Here is a 17,493-nt window from a genome sequence, read left to right on the forward strand (position 1 = left end):
ATGATCCGCTGCGGGATCATATGGATCAGCGGTGCCGCCCACGGTGAACTCCGGCCGACCTTCACCTCGGTGACCGCGAAGGTGGCGGTGGTGGCGGCCACGCAGAGGTCGCAGGCCTGCGCGATCATCCAGCCACCTGCGAACGCGGCGCCGTTGACCGCGGCGATGGTGGGTTTGGACAGTTCGATCGTGTCGTAGGGCAGCGGGAACATCTGCCGCGGCGGTTCGGCCATGCGGGTTTCCACCATTTCGGCGAGATCCCCACCCGCGCAGAACGCCTTGGTCCCGGCCCCGGTGAGCACGGCGATACCGAGGGCCGGATCGTGCTCGAAGCGGTCCCAGGCCGCGAACAGCCCCTCCCGGATGTCCTTGTCCAGGCAGTTGCGCCGTTGCGGGCGGTTGAGGGTGATGACCGCGATCCCGTCGGGGCGGGCGTCGAACAGTACGGCGTCGTCGGTCATTCAGAATCCTCTTCGCTGGATCTCGTAGGCGTCGCGGGACAGGTCTTCCCGGAAGTCCGGGTGCGCGATCGCGATCAACCGCCGGGTTCGTTCGGCGAGATCACGGCCGGCCAGCTCGGCGGCGCCGAACTCGGTGACTATCACATCGACATCGCTGCGGGCGGTGGTGACCGGCCCCGACAGGCGGGCGGTGATCCGGGAGACCGTCCCGCCGCGAGCGGTGGCGGGCAGCGCGATCACCGAACGGCCGCCCCGCGACCGGACCCCGGCGCGGACGAAATCGACCTGTCCCCCGGTGCCCCCGAGGTAGGCGGCACCACTCTGTTCGGCATTCACCTGACCGGTGAGGTCGACCTCGAGGGCGGAATTGAGGGTTACCAGACGATCCACCTGGGCCAGCACGGCCGCGTCGTGGGTGTAGGAGGTGGCGCACAGGCGCAGTGCGGGGTTGCGGTGGGCGAAGCGGTACAGGCGGTCGGTGCCGATGAGCGCGCCGGTGACCGATACACCGGGGTCGATCCGTTTGCGCGCGTTGGTGATCACTCCGGCCTCGACCAGATCCACCAGGCCGTCGCCGATCATCCCGGAGTGCACCCCCAGGTCGCGGCGGTCACCCAGCTGACGCAACACGGCGTCGGGGACCGCGCCCACCCCGGTCTGCAACACCGACCCGTCCTCGATATAGGAGGCGACATATTTCGCGACCGCCTCGTCGAGCGGGCCGATCGCGGCCGGCGGCACCTGCACCGGCGGCCGGGACACCGCGACGGCGCAGTCGATCTCGTGCGCGGCCAGGGATTCGCCGGGCACGAAAGGCACCCGGTCGTTCACCTCGGCGATCACCACCCGCGCGCGGTCGACGGCCGCGCGGGTATGGTCGCCGATGAGGCCGAAGCTGTGGCGGCCGTGTTCGTCGGCCGGGCTGACCTGGACGAAGGCCACATCGCAGCCGAGGGTCCCGTCCTCGATCATGGGGCCCACCCGGCTCACATGACACGGCACGATCCCCAGCCGGTGCGCCTTGGCCAGCGAACGCAGCGTGCCGATGGCGCCCATGCTCGACAGGTCGAATCCGGCCACGGATTCGGGGGTGAAGATCCCGGAGAAGCTGGTCGAGACGAATGCCGACACCCCGCCGATGGCACCGGCCTGCGCGATCAGCGCCTCGAGCAGGGTGCTGGGCTCGCCACACGCCTGCCCGATCACGATGCGGTCGCCCGGCCGCAGGAATTGCCGCAGGTCCAGGCTCGCGGCGTCGGTGTGCACGGTCATCGCCGGCTCCCGTCCACCGCCGCGGCCGATTCGGCCACGCCGCGCAGGACCTCCTCGGTATGCGCGCCCAGGCGCGGTGCCGGTCCGGCCACCCGGCCCGGGGTCCGGGAGAACCAGGTGGGCGGTCCGGGGAATCGCACCGGGCCGTCGGGAGTATCGACGGTTTCGAAGAAACCCGCCGCGTTCAGGTGCTCGTTGTCGAACAGTTCGTCGAGCGTGCGCACCGGCGCGGCCGGGATCTCCAGCGAGTTCAGCAGTTCCAGCCATTCGGCGGTGGTGCGGGTGGCGAAGGTTTCCCGAAGGTGGGCGTACACCGTGCCGATCTGCGCGGCCCGTTGGGCCAGGGTCGCGAATTCCGGCCCCGCCCAGGCCGGGCGCACCGCCCGCACGAAGGCGTTCCACTGTTTGTCGTTGTAGACCAGTGCCGAGATATAGCCGTCCGCGGTGCGATACGGCGCCCGCTCGGTGGTGACAGCGCGCGGATAGGCGGCGGTGCCCAGCGGCGGGTCGAACATCGCGCCGTTGGCGTGTTCGACCAGCATGAACGAGGCCATGGTCTCGAACATGGCCACTTCCACCTCCTGGCCCTCCCCGGTCCGCTCGCGATGGAACAGGGCCATCATGGTGGCGTAGAGCGCGGTCATCCCGGCCACTTTGTCGGCCATGATGGTGCCGACGTAACCCGGCTCACCGGTGAGCAGCCGCTGGACGTGCGGTAACCCGCATTCGGCCTGGATGGTGTCGTCGTAGGCGGTGCGGTCGGCCTCGGGTCCGCGGCGGCCGTAGCCGTAGCAGTTGGTGTAGACGATCGCCGGGTTCACCGCGGCCACCTCGTCGTAGCCGAATCCCAGGGCGGTGACCGCGCGGCCGCGCATCGAATGGATGAACACATCCGCGCCGGCGATCAGTTCGCGTAGCGCGGCCTTGTTCTCCGCCGAGCGCAGATCCAGCACCACACTGCGCTTTCCGCGATTGACATTGACGAAGACCCCGGCCATCCCCGGCTCCGGGCCGACCGAGATATAGCGGGTGTTGTCGCCCGCCGGGGGTTCGATCTTGATGACCTCGGCACCCATATCGGCCATGATCTGGGTGCAGTACGGGCCCATCACCATGGACGTCAGATCGATCACCCGCACTCCGGCCAGCGGCCCTGTGTGCTGCATACGCCCTACCTTCACCGGGCCGCCCGAACCAATCGGCGGCTATCTGATGAATCTTTGTAAGGATAGTGATATCAAGTAGAGGTGCCCAGTTTCAATGGCGACAGCGGCGGCCGACCCAGCGACACCGCCGCACCCCGGCTCCCGGCGTCCATCGCCGAGGTGCTGGGTCCCGCACTCGCCCGGGACCCCGAGGCCGTCGCCCTGGAAGCGGTTTCGGGAACCTGGACCTACCGCGAACTCGACGCGCGAGCCGATGCCGCGGCCGCGGCCCTGTGGTCCCTCGGAGTCCGGCCCGGCGACCGGGTCGGCGCCTGCCTGCCCAACGACCTCGGGATCGTCGCCGCCTTCCACGGCGCGCAGCGCATCGGCGCGATCTGGGCGGGCATCGGCGAGGCGCTGGCCGTCGGCGAACAGCAGTATCTGCACGATCTGATCGAACCGGCGGTCGTGCTGGCCGGCGACCGGTATCAGGTCGATTCGCCCGCCCGCGTGGACCCCGATCGGTGGGCCGCGGCGCAATCCGCCACGCCGCCGCCCGCTCTCGCCGCCGATCTCGACGCGCCCGCCGCGATCGCTTTCACCAGCGGCACCTCCGGCCGGCCCAAGGCCGTGGTGCACAGCCAGCGCAATCTGCTGCTGCCCGGCGCCGCCCTGGTCGCGACCCGCGGTTACGGACCGGATCTGCGCAAGGGCGACAGCTTCCCGTTCACCATCCTCAACCTGATGGTGCTGTCCACCCTGCTCACCGCCCAGGCGGGGGGCTGCGCGGTGATCATGAACCGGCGCGATCTCGCCGGTGTCGCGGAATGGATCGCCACCCGCGGGGTCACGGTCTGGAACGGCGCCCCCGCCCAGCTCTACGATCTGGCCGCCCGGCCCGATCTGGATCTGAGTTCGCTGCGCGAGGTGTGGAGCGGCGGCAGCGATACCCCGGATACCGTGCGCACCGCGTTCGCCGACGCCCACGGCATTGTGCCCCGGGTGACCTACGGTCTCACCGAAGCGCCCACCGTGGTCGCCATCGACCCGCCGAATTCACAGTGGCATCCCCGGTCCAGCGGCCGGGTGCTGCCACAATTCGACGTGGCCGCCTACGACGACGACGGGAACCGGCTCGCCCCGGGCGAACTCGGCGAGTTGTCGCTGTCCGCGCGGACCGAAGGGCCGTGGGCAGGGCTGTGGCGCCCTCTGCTCGGACACTGGTCCGACGGCGGTATCACACCACCGCCCACGGGACCGGTACCCACCGGGGATATCGGCACCGTGGACGCCGAAGGCTGGCTCACTGTGTTGGACCGCAAGAAGATGGTGATCATCCGAGGGAGCGCCAACATCTATCCGCTCGAGGTGGAACGGGTGCTGGCCGGTCATCCGGCCGTGGTGAAAGCGGCGGTCTGCGGGGTACCGCACGAGAGACTGGGCCAGCAGGTCGCGGCGGTGATCGAAACCGGCGGCAGCGAGGTCGATTTCGCGGAGCTCGCGCAATACTGCCGGGACGAACTGGCGGGCTACAAGGTGCCCGAGGTCTGGGCCGTGGTCGAATGCCTACCGATCAACGCCATGGGCAAGGTGGTTCGCACCGAACTGCCGGCCCTCGCGCTCCGGGGCGGATCGGTATGAGCGCCGATCGCGCGGCCGCCGTGCGCCCCTTCGAACTCGACGGCCGGGTCGCGGTGGTGACGGGCGGATCGTCCGGGCTGGGCGCCGCGGTGAGTCGCGCACTCGCCGGGCTCGGCGCCCGGGTGGCGGTGCTGGCCCGGCGCCGCGACCGGCTGGAGGCATTGGCCACCGACATCGACGGGCTGGCGCTGGGCTGCGATTTGTCCGACCCGGCCGCGATCGCCGACGCGGTCCCCGTGATCGCCGACCGGCTCGGCCCGCCGGAGATCCTGATCAACGCGGCGGGCAACCGCTTCGGCACCGAGCGCGCCGAATCCGAATCCCTCGACGATATCCGGCGCACCCTGGACCTGAATCTGCTGGCACCCCTGCTGCTGGCCCAGCAGGTGTTCCCGCATATGCGCGACCTGGGTCGCGGGTCGATCGTCAATGTGTCCTCCATCAGCGGCCGGGTGGGGGTTCCGGGCATACCGCAGGCCTCCTACGCGGCGAGCAAGGCCGGGCTGTCCGGCCTGACCGCCGAACTCGCCGTGCAGTGGGCACGCCACTCCATCCGGGTGAACACGGTCGCGCCGGGCTTCTTCCGCAGCGAGATCACCGACAGCCTCTACGACAGCGAGAAGGGCGGACAGTACCTGCGCCGCAATACCCCGCTGCCCACGGAGGGCACGGCCGAGGACATCGTCGGGGCCGTTGTGTGGCTGGCCGGCGACGCGGGCCGGTACGTCACCGGCCAGACCATCGTGGTGGACGGCGGCTGGACCGCGCGTTGATCGCCGAGGGTGTTGACAGCGCATAACGCGGGTGGAAATATGATTCTTGTTTCAGAGAATATAATTCTCCTCCGTCATCGCGGAACCGGCGCCCGTCCACCGGCACAGCACCGTTCGAGATGCTGGAACGGCACATATCCGAATGGAACGAGGAAGGACCACATCACCGATGTTCTCCGCAATTCTCATCGACAAGGGTGAGACCGGACCGCAGGTCGCACTCTCCGAGATCGACGAAGCGCAGCTGCCCGAGGGCGATGTCGAGATCGAGGTGGCCTACTCCACGCTCAACTACAAAGACGCGCTCGCCATCACCGGCGCCTCGCCGGTGGTGCGCAAATTCCCGATGGTCCCCGGTATCGATCTCGCCGGTACCGTCGCCACCAGCAGCCATGCCGACTGGAAGTCCGGCGATACGGTCGTCCTCAACGGCTGGGGCGTCGGCGAAACCCACTGGGGCGGGCTGGCGCAGCGCGCGCGGCTCAACGGTGACTGGTTGATCCCGCTGCCCACGGCGTTCACCGAACGTCAGGCCATGTCCATCGGCACCGCGGGTTATACGGCCGCGCTTTGCGTGGACGCTCTGGAGAAGTACGGTCTCACCCCCGATTCCGGCGAGATCCTGGTGACCGGCGCGACCGGCGGCGTCGGCAGTGTGGCCATCGCGCTGCTCACCAAGGCCGGTTTCACCGTGGCCGCCGCGACCGGTAAGGCCGACGAGCACGCCTACCTGAAACAGCTCGGCGCCACCACCGTGATCGACCGTGCCGAACTCTCCGAGAAGGGCAAACCGCTGCAGAAGGAGCGGTGGGCCGGTGTGGTGGATACCGCCGGCAGTCACACCCTGGCCAACGCGGCCGCGCAGACCCGCTACGGCGGCGCCGTCGCCGCCTGCGGTCTGGCACAGGGCATGGATTTCCCCGCGACCGTCGCACCGTTCATTCTCCGCGGGGTCTCCCTGCTGGGAGTGGACAGCGTGATGGCGCCCAAACAGAAACGCCTCGACGCCTGGAACCGTCTCGCCCGCGATCTGGACCCGGCCGTTCTCGATTCGATCGCCACCGAGATCACGCTCGGCGAGGCCGCCGAGGCGGCGCGCGGGTTCATCGACGGCACCGTCCGCGGCCGGATCGTCGTCGACGTGAATCGCTGAGCAGGAGTTCTCGTGAGCAAGAAAACCGACGAAGGCACCGTCGAACTGGATCTCAGCGATGTCGATCATCGCGTGGGCAAGCCGATCGGCGGCGGGCAACTGTGGGATCCGTGCAGCACCTCCGATATCCGCCGCTGGGTCATGGCGATGGACTATCCGAATCCGCTGCACTGGGATCAGGAATTCGCGCGGGAATCGCGCTACGGCGGCCTCATCGCCCCGCAGTCGATCGCGGTCGCCCTGGACTACGGGCACGGCGCGGCGCCGGCCTGCGTCGGGCACATCCCGAACAGTCACCTCATCTTCGGCGGCGAGGAGTGGTGGTTCTACGGCTGCCCGGTGCGCCCGGGCGACCAGCTGTTCCAGGAGCGGCGCTTCCACGACTACAAGGTGGCCCAGACGAATTTCGCCGGGCCCACCATGTTCTCCCGCGGCGACACCGTCCACCGCAACCAGCACGGCGCGCTCGTCGCCAAGGAGCGGTCCACGGCCATCCGCTACCTCGCCGAAGAGGCGAACAAGCGGGGTATGTACGAAAGCCAGCTCGGTGAGATCAAGAAGTGGACGGCCGCCGAACTCGCCGAGGTGGACGCGCTGCGCACCGAATGGCTGATGTCCAACCGGCTCGGGGTCTCACCGCATTTCGACGAGGTGAAGGTCGGCGACAAACTGCCGCGCCGGGTGATCGGCCCGCACAGTATCGCCAGTTTCACCACCGAATACCGGGCCTTCCTCTTCAATATCTGGGGCACCTTCCGGTGGACGGCGCCCGAGGGCGTCGAGGATCCGTGGGTCTACCAGGATCCGGGCTGGACCGAGGGATTCGGCTTCGACGAAGAAGGCGCGAAGATCGATCCGCGGTTGCGCGACGGTCTCTACGTCGGGCCCTCGCGCGGTCATATCGACGCCGAGAAGGCCGGTGACGTCGGTATGGCCCGCGCCTACGGCTACGGGGCGACGATGGGCGGCTGGTGCACCGACTACCTGGCCTACTGGGCCGGGAACGACGGTCTGGTGCGGCATACCAAGGCCGACTTCCGGCTGCCGGCGTTCGAGGGCGACGTGACCTATTTCGACGCCGAGATCGTGGACAAGAACCCGGAATCCACCTGGGGTGTGCCCCTGGTGCAGGTGAAGCTCACGCTCACCAATCAAGACGGCGGCAAGCTGGTCTCCTGCACCGCCGAGGTCGAACTCCCGCTGTAGCGGCGGACCCCCGCGCGCGTCGCGGAAGCACTGTCAGAGAGGACAACCGGCGATGAGCACCGGGGCCCAGCACACCCCCGACCGGGCCGCGATCGTCGCGGGACCGCCGCTGAGTGAGGAGCCCGGGCTCGGGACGCTCACCCTACCGGGCTTCCTCCGCGAAGTGACGGACAGTTTCGGCGACCGGACGGCTCTCGTCTCCCCGGACGACGGCACCGAATGGACCTACGCCGAGCTGTGGGACCGCGCGCACGCGGTCGCGCGGTCACTGCGGGCCTGCGGGGTCGGCAAGGACAGCCGGGTCGGGGTGCTGATGACCAACCGCGCCGAATGGCTCGCGGCGGTTTTCGGCACCTCACTGGCCGGCGGGGTGGCGGTGGCGCTGAGCACCTTCTCCACCCCGCCGGAACTCGAGCACCTGCTCCGCGTCTCGGGCGTTTCGGTGCTGCTGTTCGAACGGCTGGTGGCGAAAACGGATTTCGGCACAGTGCTCACCGAACTGGAGCCGGGACTGTCCGGCGCCGTACCGGGCCGGATCGATTCCACCGCCTACCCCTTTCTGCGGTATCTCGCCTCGGTCGGCGATCCGGTATCGGGTACGGCGGTGGAGACCTGGGCGGAATTCTTGGAACGCGGCGCGGCCGTCGATCCCGCGCTGGTCGACGCCGCGACCGCGACCGTGCAGCCCAGCGATACCGCTGTGCTGTATTTCTCCTCCGGCACCACCAGCAAACCGAAGGGGATCCGCAGCGCGCATCGGGGGGTCGCCATCCAGATGTGGCGGTTCCGCCGGATGTTCGGGTTCGGTCCCGGCGACGACGTCCGCTGCTGGACCGCCAACGGCTTCTTCTGGTCCGGTAATTTCGCCCAGGCTCTCGGCGCGACCCTCGCCGCGGGCGGCACGCTGATCCTGCAGCCGCTCTTCGACGCCGCCGCGGCTCTGGACCTCATGCAGTCGCACCGGGTGACCTTCCCCGTGGCCTGGCCGCACCAGCACGCCCAGTTGCAGGGTGCGCCGAACTGGGACACCGCGGATCTGAGCAGCCTGCGTTTCGTCGACCGGGACCTGCCGCTGGCCACCCACCCCACCATCGATACCGACTGGACCGAACCCGGGCACGCCTACGGCAACACCGAGACCTTCACCATCACCACCTGTTTCCCGGCCTGCACCCCGGAGGAGGTGATCGCCGGTAGCAGCGGTGTCCCGCTCCCGGGTGTGACGGTGAAGATCGCCGACCCGCTCACCGGCACGGCGCTCGTACGCGGCGAGCACGGCGAGATCTGTGTCAAGGGCCCGACCCTGATGCTGGGCTATCTCGGTATCCCGCTGGACGAAACCCTCGACGACGACGGCTATTTCCACACCGGAGACGGCGGCTATCTCGACGAGCAGGGCCGGTTGTACTGGGAGGGCAGGCTCACCGACATCATCAAGACCGGCGGCGCGAACGTCTCCCCACTCGAGGTCGACGAGGTGCTGGGCCAGTATCCGGGCGTCAAGATCGGCCGGACCGTGGGTGTCGCACATGAAACCCTCGGCGAGATGGTGGTCGCCTGCGTGGTCCCGCATACCGGCCGCGATCTGGTGGCCGGCGAGATCCGCGAACATCTACGCGCCCATCTGGCCAGCTACAAGGTGCCCCGGGAGATCCTGTTCTTCACCGAGGACGATCTCGCCCTCACCGGCAGCGCCAAGATCAAATCAGCCGATCTCCGCGCACTGGCCGCCGAACGGCTCGCCCCGGCCTGAGCCGGCCTGCTCCCCCATCGCCGGCGCCGCGCCGGGCCCCGCGGCCACCTACCGAACCGCCCGGCGGCACGCACGCGTCATCGCGGGCCGGTATCGGCCGAACCGATGGCCATGCGATGATGCCAAACGTCGGGGAGGTGCGGGCCGTGTTCATTGCAAAAGCATTCGTCTCGGCGGGCTCTCAACTATCGGGGATCGCCAAGAATATCGCCACCGGTTGGGGACGGCATTCACCCAACCACGACGGAGCACTCGCCGGAGCGGCAACGACCCACCTCCAGGTACAGGCCCGGGCCGCGGAGCAGATCCGGGGCGCCGCGCCGCACGGCCCGGCCGATACGCCGGGCGGGCAGCGAACGCAGTTCCGGGACGGGCAACATGACGCCACCGTCCGCACCGGCAGAGACCGCGGACTCGCGCGTACCGCACTGACGAACCGCTCCGAGACGAATCGCACCTCGGAGCAGGTGACCGTATGCAACGACCCGGTGGACGTGGCCACCGGCGAATTCGTGATGCCGGATACCGATTTGCGGCTGCCGGGGGTGCTGCCACTGGTGCTGCGGCGGCGGCACCGCTCGAACTTCCGCTTCGGGCGGTGGTTCGGGCCGTCCTGGTCGGCGACATTGGATATGCGCGTCGTCGTGGATATCGCCACCGTGACGTTCGTCGGCGAGGACGGCCTCCTGCTGGTGTATCCGCACCCGGAACAGGGGCAGCCGGTATTTCCCGCCAACGGCGGGCCGCGGTGGGCGTTGCGGGCCGCCGAAGGCGGGGGCTATTCGGTGACCGATCCGGAGCATGAACTCGTCCGGATGTTCACCACGCGAGAACCGGGAACCGTCGATCGCCGACGCGGCGGCTATGCGCTGTCCGCCCTGACCGACCGCTTCGGTAACCGGATCTCTTTCCACTACGCCGTCGACGGTGCCCCTGTCGCCATCGAGCACTCGGGTGGTTACCGGGTCGATATCGAATGCGAGAACGGCCGGATCACCGCACTCCGGGTGCCGGGATCCGGCGACGAGGACACCGCGACAGTCCGTGAATTCGGCTATGACCGCGGGTGGCTGGAGACGGTAACCAACGGAGTCGGCGCCACCACGCGCTACACCTACGATACCGAGCACCGTATGACGTCGTGGACCGATTCGAACGGCAACCGTATGCGCAACAGCTACGACGCGGCCGGCCGTGTCGTAGCCCAGCACGGCACCGCCGGCATCCTCGACGCCCGCTTCGAATATTCGACCGATCCGGACAGCGGAGCCCGCCGCACCGTCCATATCGATTCCACCGGAGCGGCGACGGAATACGTGCTCGACAGCGAGCTACGGCTGTGTGAGCACATCGATCCCGCCGGCGGGCGCACCCGCACCGAATACGGCGGTGATCATCGCCCGGCTCGGGTCGTCGCCCCGGACGGGGCCGTGACCACCTACCGACACAACGCGGACGGCGATACGGTCGAGGTCATCCGCCCGGACGGACAGGCCATCCTGATCTCCTACACCGACCGGCGGCGGGTTTCCGCTGTCACCGCCGCCGGCGAACCGCCGCATATCCAGGAGTGGAACGACTCGGGTGCGGTCACGGCGGTGGTCGGCCCCGGCGGGGCGAGGACCGAATTCGGCCGCCACCCCGGTGGCGCGGTCACAGTCGTCACCGAATCCACCGGTGCCGTCACCGAGATCGAGGTCGATCCGGCCGGCCTGCCGGTCCGGGTCATCGACGCCCACGGGGCGGTCACCACCATCACACGCAATCGCTTCGGCCGACCGGCCGTGGTCACCGACGGCCTCGGCGGTATCACGACCTACACCTGGTCCGGCGACGACCGCCTCACCGAACGCACCCACCCCGACGGTTACCGCGAGAGCTGGGAATACGACGGCGAAGGCAATCTCCTCGCGCATACCGACCGCGCGGGCGGCCGGACCCGGTACGTTTACGGCGCGTTCGATCTGGTCAGCAGCCGCACGGATCCGGACGGCGCCACCACCCGCTACACCTGGGATACGCAGCGCCGGCTCACCGGAATCACCAACCCGCTGGGTGACACCTGGCATTACGCCTACGACCGGGCGGGCCGCTGCGTGGCCGAAACCGAGTACTCCGGAGCGCTCACCCGCTACGGCCACGATCCGTGCGGCCGGATCACGACCGTGACCCCGGCCACCGGTATCACCCGGACCCACACCTACGACATCCTCGGCCGTCCCACCGGGGTGACCGCCGCGACGGGAGAATGGCTGCGGTACGGCTACGACGCCGCGGGCCGGATGACGACGGCTGTTTCCGGTACAGCAGACCGCACAGCGCATTCACTCCGTTTCACTCACACCTCCGACGGGCAACCGGCCACCGAGCAGGTGGACGGCCGCCCGCCGAGCGTCTTCGAACACGACCGGCACGGCCGCCGAGTTTCGCGCACCTCACCGAGCGGGATGGTCACCACCTGGCAGTACGACGAGGCCGACCGGGTCACGGCGATGAATACCGGCGACCGGCGTCTGGATTTCGTCCAGGACCACCTCGGGCGCGCCACCGGCTGGCGAGTCGGCGCTCTCACGGTCGATCGCGATTACTCCCCGGTCGGGCACACCGTCGCCCAGACCGTCGGCGTCGTCGCCTCCGGAGCATCCGCCCGCACGCCGATCTTCCGTGACGACTACAGCCTGCGGGCGGACGGATATCCCACCGCGCAGTCGACGGTGGCCGGTGCCGGGCCGGAGATCCGCCGCGAGTACGAGCTCGACGAGATAGGGCGGATCACCGCGATCACCAGCGGCGAACGAGTCGTCGAGCGATATCGCTACGACCGGCTGGGAAATATCCGGACCGGCGGGGCCGAACCGGCGCGAGCAATCGACGAACCGGTACCCCCGAACAGGCCGGATCCGCTGCACCACCGGGAGTATCGAGACAATGTGCTCGTCCGGCACGGCCGAACGCGGTTCCGGTACGACGAGAGCGGCCGGCTGATCCGCAGCATCACCGGCCGGCCCTCCCGCCGGCCCGAGGTCCGGCAGTACCGATACAACGCCTTCGACCAGCTCACCGAACTGCGGACGTCCGGCGGCCAACGCTGGCGCTACACCTACGACGCGCTCGGAAGACGTACGGCGAAATATCGTCTCACCGCCGCCGGGGCGGCGCTCGAACGCACGGACTACACCTGGGACGGCCCCCGGCTGACGGAACAGACCGCTGGTGACGCGACCACCCACTGGTCGTATCACCCCGGCACCCACATCCCGCTCACCCAGACCCTCGACCGGGACGGGGCCGACCGCGAATTCGTCGCAGTCGTGACCGGCCCGTCCGGAGCGCCGATTCGGCTTCTCACCGACTCCGGGCAGGTGGCCGCGACCGCCACCAGCACACTGTGGGGAGAAACGACCTGGTCGGGCTACAGCCATACGCTGTTGCGCTTTCCCGGGCAGCAGTACGACCCGGAGAGTGGTCTACACTACAACCTGCACCGCGTCTACGATCCCGCCATCGGGCGGTATCTCACGCGGGATCCGCTGGGGCCGGGTCCGGCGGCGAACCCCGTCGCCTACCCGCACAATCCGCTCACCTGGTGCGATCCGCTGGGACTGATACCTCGTGAGTGCGAAGCCGACCGTACGTATCGTGACTTCGCGCACGGCACCTCGGCCGACCACGCCGAATACATCATGACCTACGGCCTCAATCAGCAGGTGGCCGCCACGGCCTCACGGGGCGGGTCGATGAGCCGGCGCGGATCGTTCTTCACCCACGAGGTGGAGAACGGCTCCTCGCCGGGCTTCCAGGCCGCGTACGAATGGGGGCTGCGGCACAGCCAGTACTCTCCGTCCACGGTGCTCGTGGGGCGGCTGCCGGAATCGACCTATCAGGAACTGGTCGGGAAGGGGTTGGTTACCGTTCGTAAGGTCGGCGACGGAGTCCCGGACGAAACCATCTTCGCTCCGGGCTCGTTCACCACCCTGAATGATCAGATGGACTGGAAATGGAAAGTGACCCCCGAGGTTGACTGACGAACCCTCCGGCTACTCGGCCGAGAACCTGCGCCCGACCGCGTGGGGCATTTGCACCGAACTCGACGACGGACACTGGGAGACGCTCTGGCGTCTCACTTTCGCGGCACCCCGGCGGGCCGGGTCGCTACCGATCCACTCGGACGAGACGGCCGGATTCCGGGCGACACTGGAGACGAACGGCGGCACCCGCGCCGAGCTGCGAGTATCGACTCGGGACGACGCCATGTCGGCGGTCTACTATCCGCTCACCTTCACCAGTTTCGCGATCGTCAACGATTCGGTCGGGGAGCTGCGGGAGATCCAGGACCGCCCCCGGGATTGGTACGCGCCCTTTCGCGACCGGTCCGGTGACCGGTAACGAGAGCGGTCGGCCCACCGGCGCCGCCGCGGATGAATCCGATTGCGCGCCCGGTACCGGATAGGCCACTCTGTCGGGCGTGATCGGCACCGTCTACCTCGTCACCGGGATCCAGGCCGCGGGAAAATCGACCGTCGCGCAGGCGCTCGCGCAGAGACTGCCCCGGTCGGCGCATATTCGCGGCGATACTTTCCGCACCTTCGTGGTCAACGGCCGGGCCGAGATGGGCCCGAATCCGTCGGCCGCCGCGTTGGAGCAGCTGCGGTTGCGCTACCGGCTCGCGGCCGCCACGGCCGACGCGTATGCCGATGCCGGATTCGCCGCGGTGGTGCAGGACGTGGTCCTCGGCGCGGAGCTACCGTGGTTCGCCGGGCAGATCCGCACCCGCCCGCTCCACGTGATCGTGCTGGCACCGCGTCCCGAGGTGGTCGCCGCCCGCGAGGCGGGCCGGACGAAAAAGGCCTACGGCACTTTCACTGTCGCCGAGCTGGATTCCGGCCTGCGCGAGACCACGCCGCGAATCGGGTTGTGGCTCGATACCTCCGATCTCACCGTCGCGGAAACGGTCGATGCCATCCTCGACCGGTCGCGCCCTCTGTCCTGACCGCCCTCCCGCCACCACCCCCGCGGATCCGCACAGTTGCGGAGTCACGCCACTCGCCATTACATACGGTCGTATGTATACTTATATTCGACGCGTTGCCCACCGAAACAGAGGAGAGCGTCGATGACCACCGAGACCCGATCCGGAACGGCAGAAACGATCCGTACCGAGCATCTGTTCGATATGACGGTGGACCTGGAGACACCACTGAACTTCGGAGGCGGGCCGATCGGCCGGCGCGTCCTCTACCGCGCGACGGGTGGTTCGTTCCAAGGACCCCGGCTCAGCGGCGAAGTCGTGCCCGGCGGCGGGGACTGGGCACTCTACCGTCCCGACGGGACGATGCTGCTCGATGTCCGGCTGACGCTGCGCGCGGACAATGACCTGGTGCATATGACATACCAGGGTCGCTGGGTGATCCCGCCCGAGGTGCAGGGCGCGATCACCGGCCGCGCGGACCTCTACGCCGTGGATCCGGCCCGGTACTACTTCCGCACCGCGATTCTTTTCGAAACCGGGTCGGAACGGCACTCCTGGCTCAATGACATCGTCGCGGTGGGTTCGGGTCGCCCGATCGACGGCGGGGTCGCCTATCACGTGGAGCGGGTGTTGTGACCGGCGCAGCATCGATCCCCGGGATACCGCGCCGATGAGCGACGAGGCACACCCGCCGGACCGGCGGCGCGAACGCGGGGCCCGATCACGCCGCACGATCACCCGGCATGCCGTCGATATCGCCTCACGCGATGGTTTGGCCGGAATCAGCTTCGGGCGTCTCGCCGACGAACTCGGCATCAGCAAGGCGGGTATCCAGACCCTGTTCCGGACGAAGGAAGCACTGCAGCTGGCCACCGCCGAAACGGCCGGCGAGGTGTTCGCCGCGGCGGTCGTGGCCCCGGCATGGACGGTGCCGGAGGGTGTGCCGCGGTGGGAGGCGCTGCTCGACAGCTGGATCGACTACGCCGCCACGCCACTCTTCCCGGGTGGATGCTTCTGGGGCGCCAACCGCCCCGAGTTCGACAGTCACCCGGGACCGATTCGCGATCTGCTCGAGCACCAGCATCGGGCCTGGCTGAATACCCTGACCGGCCGGCTGGAGGTGATCGCGGCCGACGGGCGGTTGCGGTGTGAGGATGCCGAGCTGGCGGCCTTCCAGATCGACGCCGCCCTCAACGCGGCCAATATCGCCCTGCGCCTGGGCGACTCCGGAAGCGTCGCACAGGTACGCCGGATCGCCGGCGGGCTGCTGCGACCGGCGCCGTGAACATTGCCGGTCAGGGCCGCGAGTATTCGCGGGCGAGCTCGCGACGATGGTCGGCGGGGCCGCCGAACAGTGCCCGGTTCAGCGTCGCGCGTTTGAGATAGCGATGGATACCGCTTTCCCACGTATAGCCGATCCCGCCGTGTAGCTGCATCGCCTTACCGGCGATCCGTACGCCGGCCTCACCGGCGTAAGCCTTCGCCACCGCGACCGCACGACCGCTGTCCCCCGCCCCCGCCGCCACGCCCGCCACGGCCTCGGCGACGAGCCGGCGCGCGATCGTGAGTTCGACGAGCATATCGGCGCAGGCGTGTTTGACCGCCTGGAACGAGCCGATCGGCCGGTCGAACTGGGTTCGGACACGGGCGTATTCGACGGTCGCGTCCAGCATCGCCGCGGCGATGCCCACGCTGTCGCAGGCGACGGCGAGCGCGGCCCGGTCGTAGACGGCGCGCAGGCCGCGGTCACTATCCGAGCGGAAGGACCGCACAGCATCCGGCGCGACCGATACCGCGTCGGCGGCCACGCGCCCCAGGGTCCGGGTCGCATCCACGACGGGTTCGGCGGTGATCCGCAAACCCGTCGCATCGGGTGCCATGACGGCGAGCCGGATCTCCCCGGAGGGGTCGAGTGCGGAGATGAGCAGGGCCGTCGCGGCGGCGGCGTCCGGGACGAAGGCCGCGGAGCCGGATAACTCGAACCCCTCGGAAGTTTCGCTCAACCGGAAGCCGGGTACTATGCCTGCGGTGCCGGCACAAGCCGTTTCGCCGCCGGCCGCCGGCACCATATTTCCTTCCAGCACCGCGATCGGTACCGCGGTGCCCGCGACGGTATCGCGTAGCAGCCCGTCCCGGCCGGGATCGGAATCGAGTAGGCCGAGGACCCCGATACCCGCCGCGGCCACGCTCGGGTACGCGGTCCGCGCCGCCGCGCGGCCGACCTCTTCCAGCAGGATCGCCACCTCGGTGAAGGTCGCCCCGGCGCCCTCGTACTCGGCCGCGACCTCCAGCCCGGTCCAGCCCGCACCCGCCAGCGCCTGCCACCCGATCTCCGCGTCACCGCCCTTGCCCAGCAGTTCCCGTGCGACCGTGCGCAGTTCGTCGTGGAATTCGCCGAATTCGCCGGTCATCAGGCTCCCGCCGGTTCGCGGGGCAGGCCGAGGCCGCGTTCCCCGATGATGGTCCGCTGGATCTCGCTGCTGCCGCCGGGGATGGTCCATTCCCAGGAACCGAGGAAGTCCAGCACCCAGGCCCCCGATTCCCAGCCGCCCGACATCGGCTTCTGCAGGACCGTCTGCCCTGTCAGGCCGCTGATCTCGGCGCCGAAATCGGTGATCCGCTGCAGGAGTTCGCTGTAGTAGAGCTTCACGATCGAGGCGTCCGCGGGGCCGACGGTTCCGGCGGCATGCCGTTCGACCAGATCCCGGCACAGTGATCGCAGTCCGGTCAGTTCGATCTCGAGCCGCGCCAGCCGGTCGGCGGTCGCGGCGTCGTCGACCGGCCGCCGGCCGGTGGGATCGGGCCGGCGGCATTCGTCGAGCAGCCATCCGAATCCGGCGTTGCCGAGGCGCTCGGCGAGTTCCAGCATGGTGAGCCCGCGTTCGGCCCCCAGCGTCTGCTGGGCCAGCTGCCAGCCCCGGTTCTCCGCGCCGAGCAGATTCTCGGCCGGGATCCGCACCTGGTCCAGGAAGATCTCGCAGAAATGCGATTCCCCGGTCGCCTGCCGGATGGGACGCACCTCGATTCCCGGGCTGCGCATATCCATCACGAAGTACGAGATGCCCTTCCGTTTGGGCGCCTCCGGATCGGTGCGGGCCAGCAGCAGGCACCAGTCGGCGT

Annotated in this window: 15 protein-coding genes; 10 read left to right on the forward strand and 5 right to left on the reverse strand. The window is 69.0% G+C overall.

Going from position 1 to position 17,493, the window contains the following annotated elements; all coding sequences use genetic code 11:
- From ACWDU1_RS14690 to ACWDU1_RS14700, 3 genes are all read right to left on the reverse strand, one after another.
- Positions 1–461, reverse strand: a 461-nt coding sequence (locus ACWDU1_RS14690) for an enoyl-CoA hydratase/isomerase family protein (RefSeq protein WP_449998778.1), incomplete at its 3' end; no start/stop codon positions are given.
- Complete coding sequence (locus ACWDU1_RS14695; protein ID WP_449998780.1) at positions 462–1,733, reverse strand: acetyl-CoA hydrolase/transferase family protein; 1,272 nt, start codon at positions 1,731–1,733, stop codon at positions 462–464.
- On the reverse strand, positions 1,730–2,899 hold the full coding sequence (locus tag ACWDU1_RS14700; protein ID WP_449998781.1) for a CaiB/BaiF CoA transferase family protein: 1,170 nt from the start codon (positions 2,897–2,899) through the stop codon (positions 1,730–1,732). The genes ACWDU1_RS14695 and ACWDU1_RS14700 overlap by 4 nt, the downstream gene beginning before the upstream one ends.
- A gap of 81 nt (positions 2,900–2,980) precedes the next feature.
- On the opposite strand from ACWDU1_RS14700, the gene ACWDU1_RS14705 reads away from it, so the two are divergent.
- The 10 genes from ACWDU1_RS14705 to ACWDU1_RS14750 all read left to right on the forward strand — a co-directional run bounded on the left by ACWDU1_RS14705 (position 2,981) and on the right by ACWDU1_RS14750 (position 15,658).
- Complete coding sequence (locus ACWDU1_RS14705) at positions 2,981–4,519, forward strand: class I adenylate-forming enzyme family protein (protein ID WP_449998782.1); 1,539 nt, start codon at positions 2,981–2,983, stop codon at positions 4,517–4,519.
- Complete coding sequence (locus tag ACWDU1_RS14710; RefSeq protein WP_449998783.1) at positions 4,516–5,292, forward strand: SDR family NAD(P)-dependent oxidoreductase; 777 nt, start codon at positions 4,516–4,518, stop codon at positions 5,290–5,292. Before ACWDU1_RS14705 ends, ACWDU1_RS14710 begins: the two co-directional genes overlap by 4 nt.
- Before the next feature lie 169 nt (positions 5,293–5,461).
- Positions 5,462–6,445, forward strand: a complete 984-nt coding sequence (gene acuI, locus ACWDU1_RS14715) for an acrylyl-CoA reductase (NADPH) (protein ID WP_449998784.1) — start codon at positions 5,462–5,464, stop codon at positions 6,443–6,445.
- A gap of 12 nt (positions 6,446–6,457) precedes the next feature.
- Entirely contained in the window at positions 6,458–7,651 is a 1,194-nt protein-coding gene (locus tag ACWDU1_RS14720) for a MaoC family dehydratase (RefSeq protein ID WP_449998785.1), read from the forward strand.
- A gap of 52 nt (positions 7,652–7,703) precedes the next feature.
- On the forward strand, positions 7,704–9,404 hold the full coding sequence (locus ACWDU1_RS14725) for a class I adenylate-forming enzyme family protein (protein ID WP_449998786.1): 1,701 nt from the start codon (positions 7,704–7,706) through the stop codon (positions 9,402–9,404).
- 146 nt (positions 9,405–9,550) lie between these two features.
- Positions 9,551–13,429, forward strand: a complete 3,879-nt coding sequence (locus ACWDU1_RS14730; protein ID WP_449998787.1) for an RHS repeat-associated core domain-containing protein — start codon at positions 9,551–9,553, stop codon at positions 13,427–13,429.
- Complete coding sequence (locus tag ACWDU1_RS14735; RefSeq protein ID WP_449998788.1) at positions 13,422–13,790, forward strand: hypothetical protein; 369 nt, start codon at positions 13,422–13,424, stop codon at positions 13,788–13,790. Before ACWDU1_RS14730 ends, ACWDU1_RS14735 begins: the two co-directional genes overlap by 8 nt.
- A gap of 79 nt (positions 13,791–13,869) precedes the next feature.
- Positions 13,870–14,394, forward strand: coding sequence for an AAA family ATPase (locus tag ACWDU1_RS14740; protein ID WP_449998789.1), 525 nt, complete (start codon positions 13,870–13,872; stop codon positions 14,392–14,394).
- Between the two features lie 123 nt (positions 14,395–14,517).
- The gene (locus tag ACWDU1_RS14745) at positions 14,518–15,009 is read left to right on the forward strand and encodes a DUF3237 domain-containing protein (protein WP_449998790.1); all 492 of its coding nucleotides are present in this window, start codon (positions 14,518–14,520) and stop codon (positions 15,007–15,009) included.
- 34 nt (positions 15,010–15,043) lie between these two features.
- Entirely contained in the window at positions 15,044–15,658 is a 615-nt protein-coding gene (locus ACWDU1_RS14750) for a TetR/AcrR family transcriptional regulator (protein WP_449998791.1), read from the forward strand.
- Between the two features lie 10 nt (positions 15,659–15,668).
- Here ACWDU1_RS14750 and ACWDU1_RS14755 read toward each other — a convergent pair whose 3' ends face one another.
- Both ACWDU1_RS14755 and ACWDU1_RS14760 read right to left on the reverse strand, forming a co-directional pair.
- Positions 15,669–16,784: an acyl-CoA dehydrogenase family protein gene (locus ACWDU1_RS14755; protein WP_449998792.1), complete on the reverse strand. Its 1,116-nt coding sequence runs from the start codon at positions 16,782–16,784 to the stop codon at positions 15,669–15,671.
- Positions 16,784–17,493: acyl-CoA dehydrogenase family protein (locus tag ACWDU1_RS14760; RefSeq protein ID WP_449998794.1), on the reverse strand; the 710-nt coding region annotated here is incomplete at its 5' end. The genes ACWDU1_RS14755 and ACWDU1_RS14760, both read right to left, overlap by 1 nt.

It is taken from the genome of Nocardia sp. NPDC003345 (assembly GCF_053589395.1).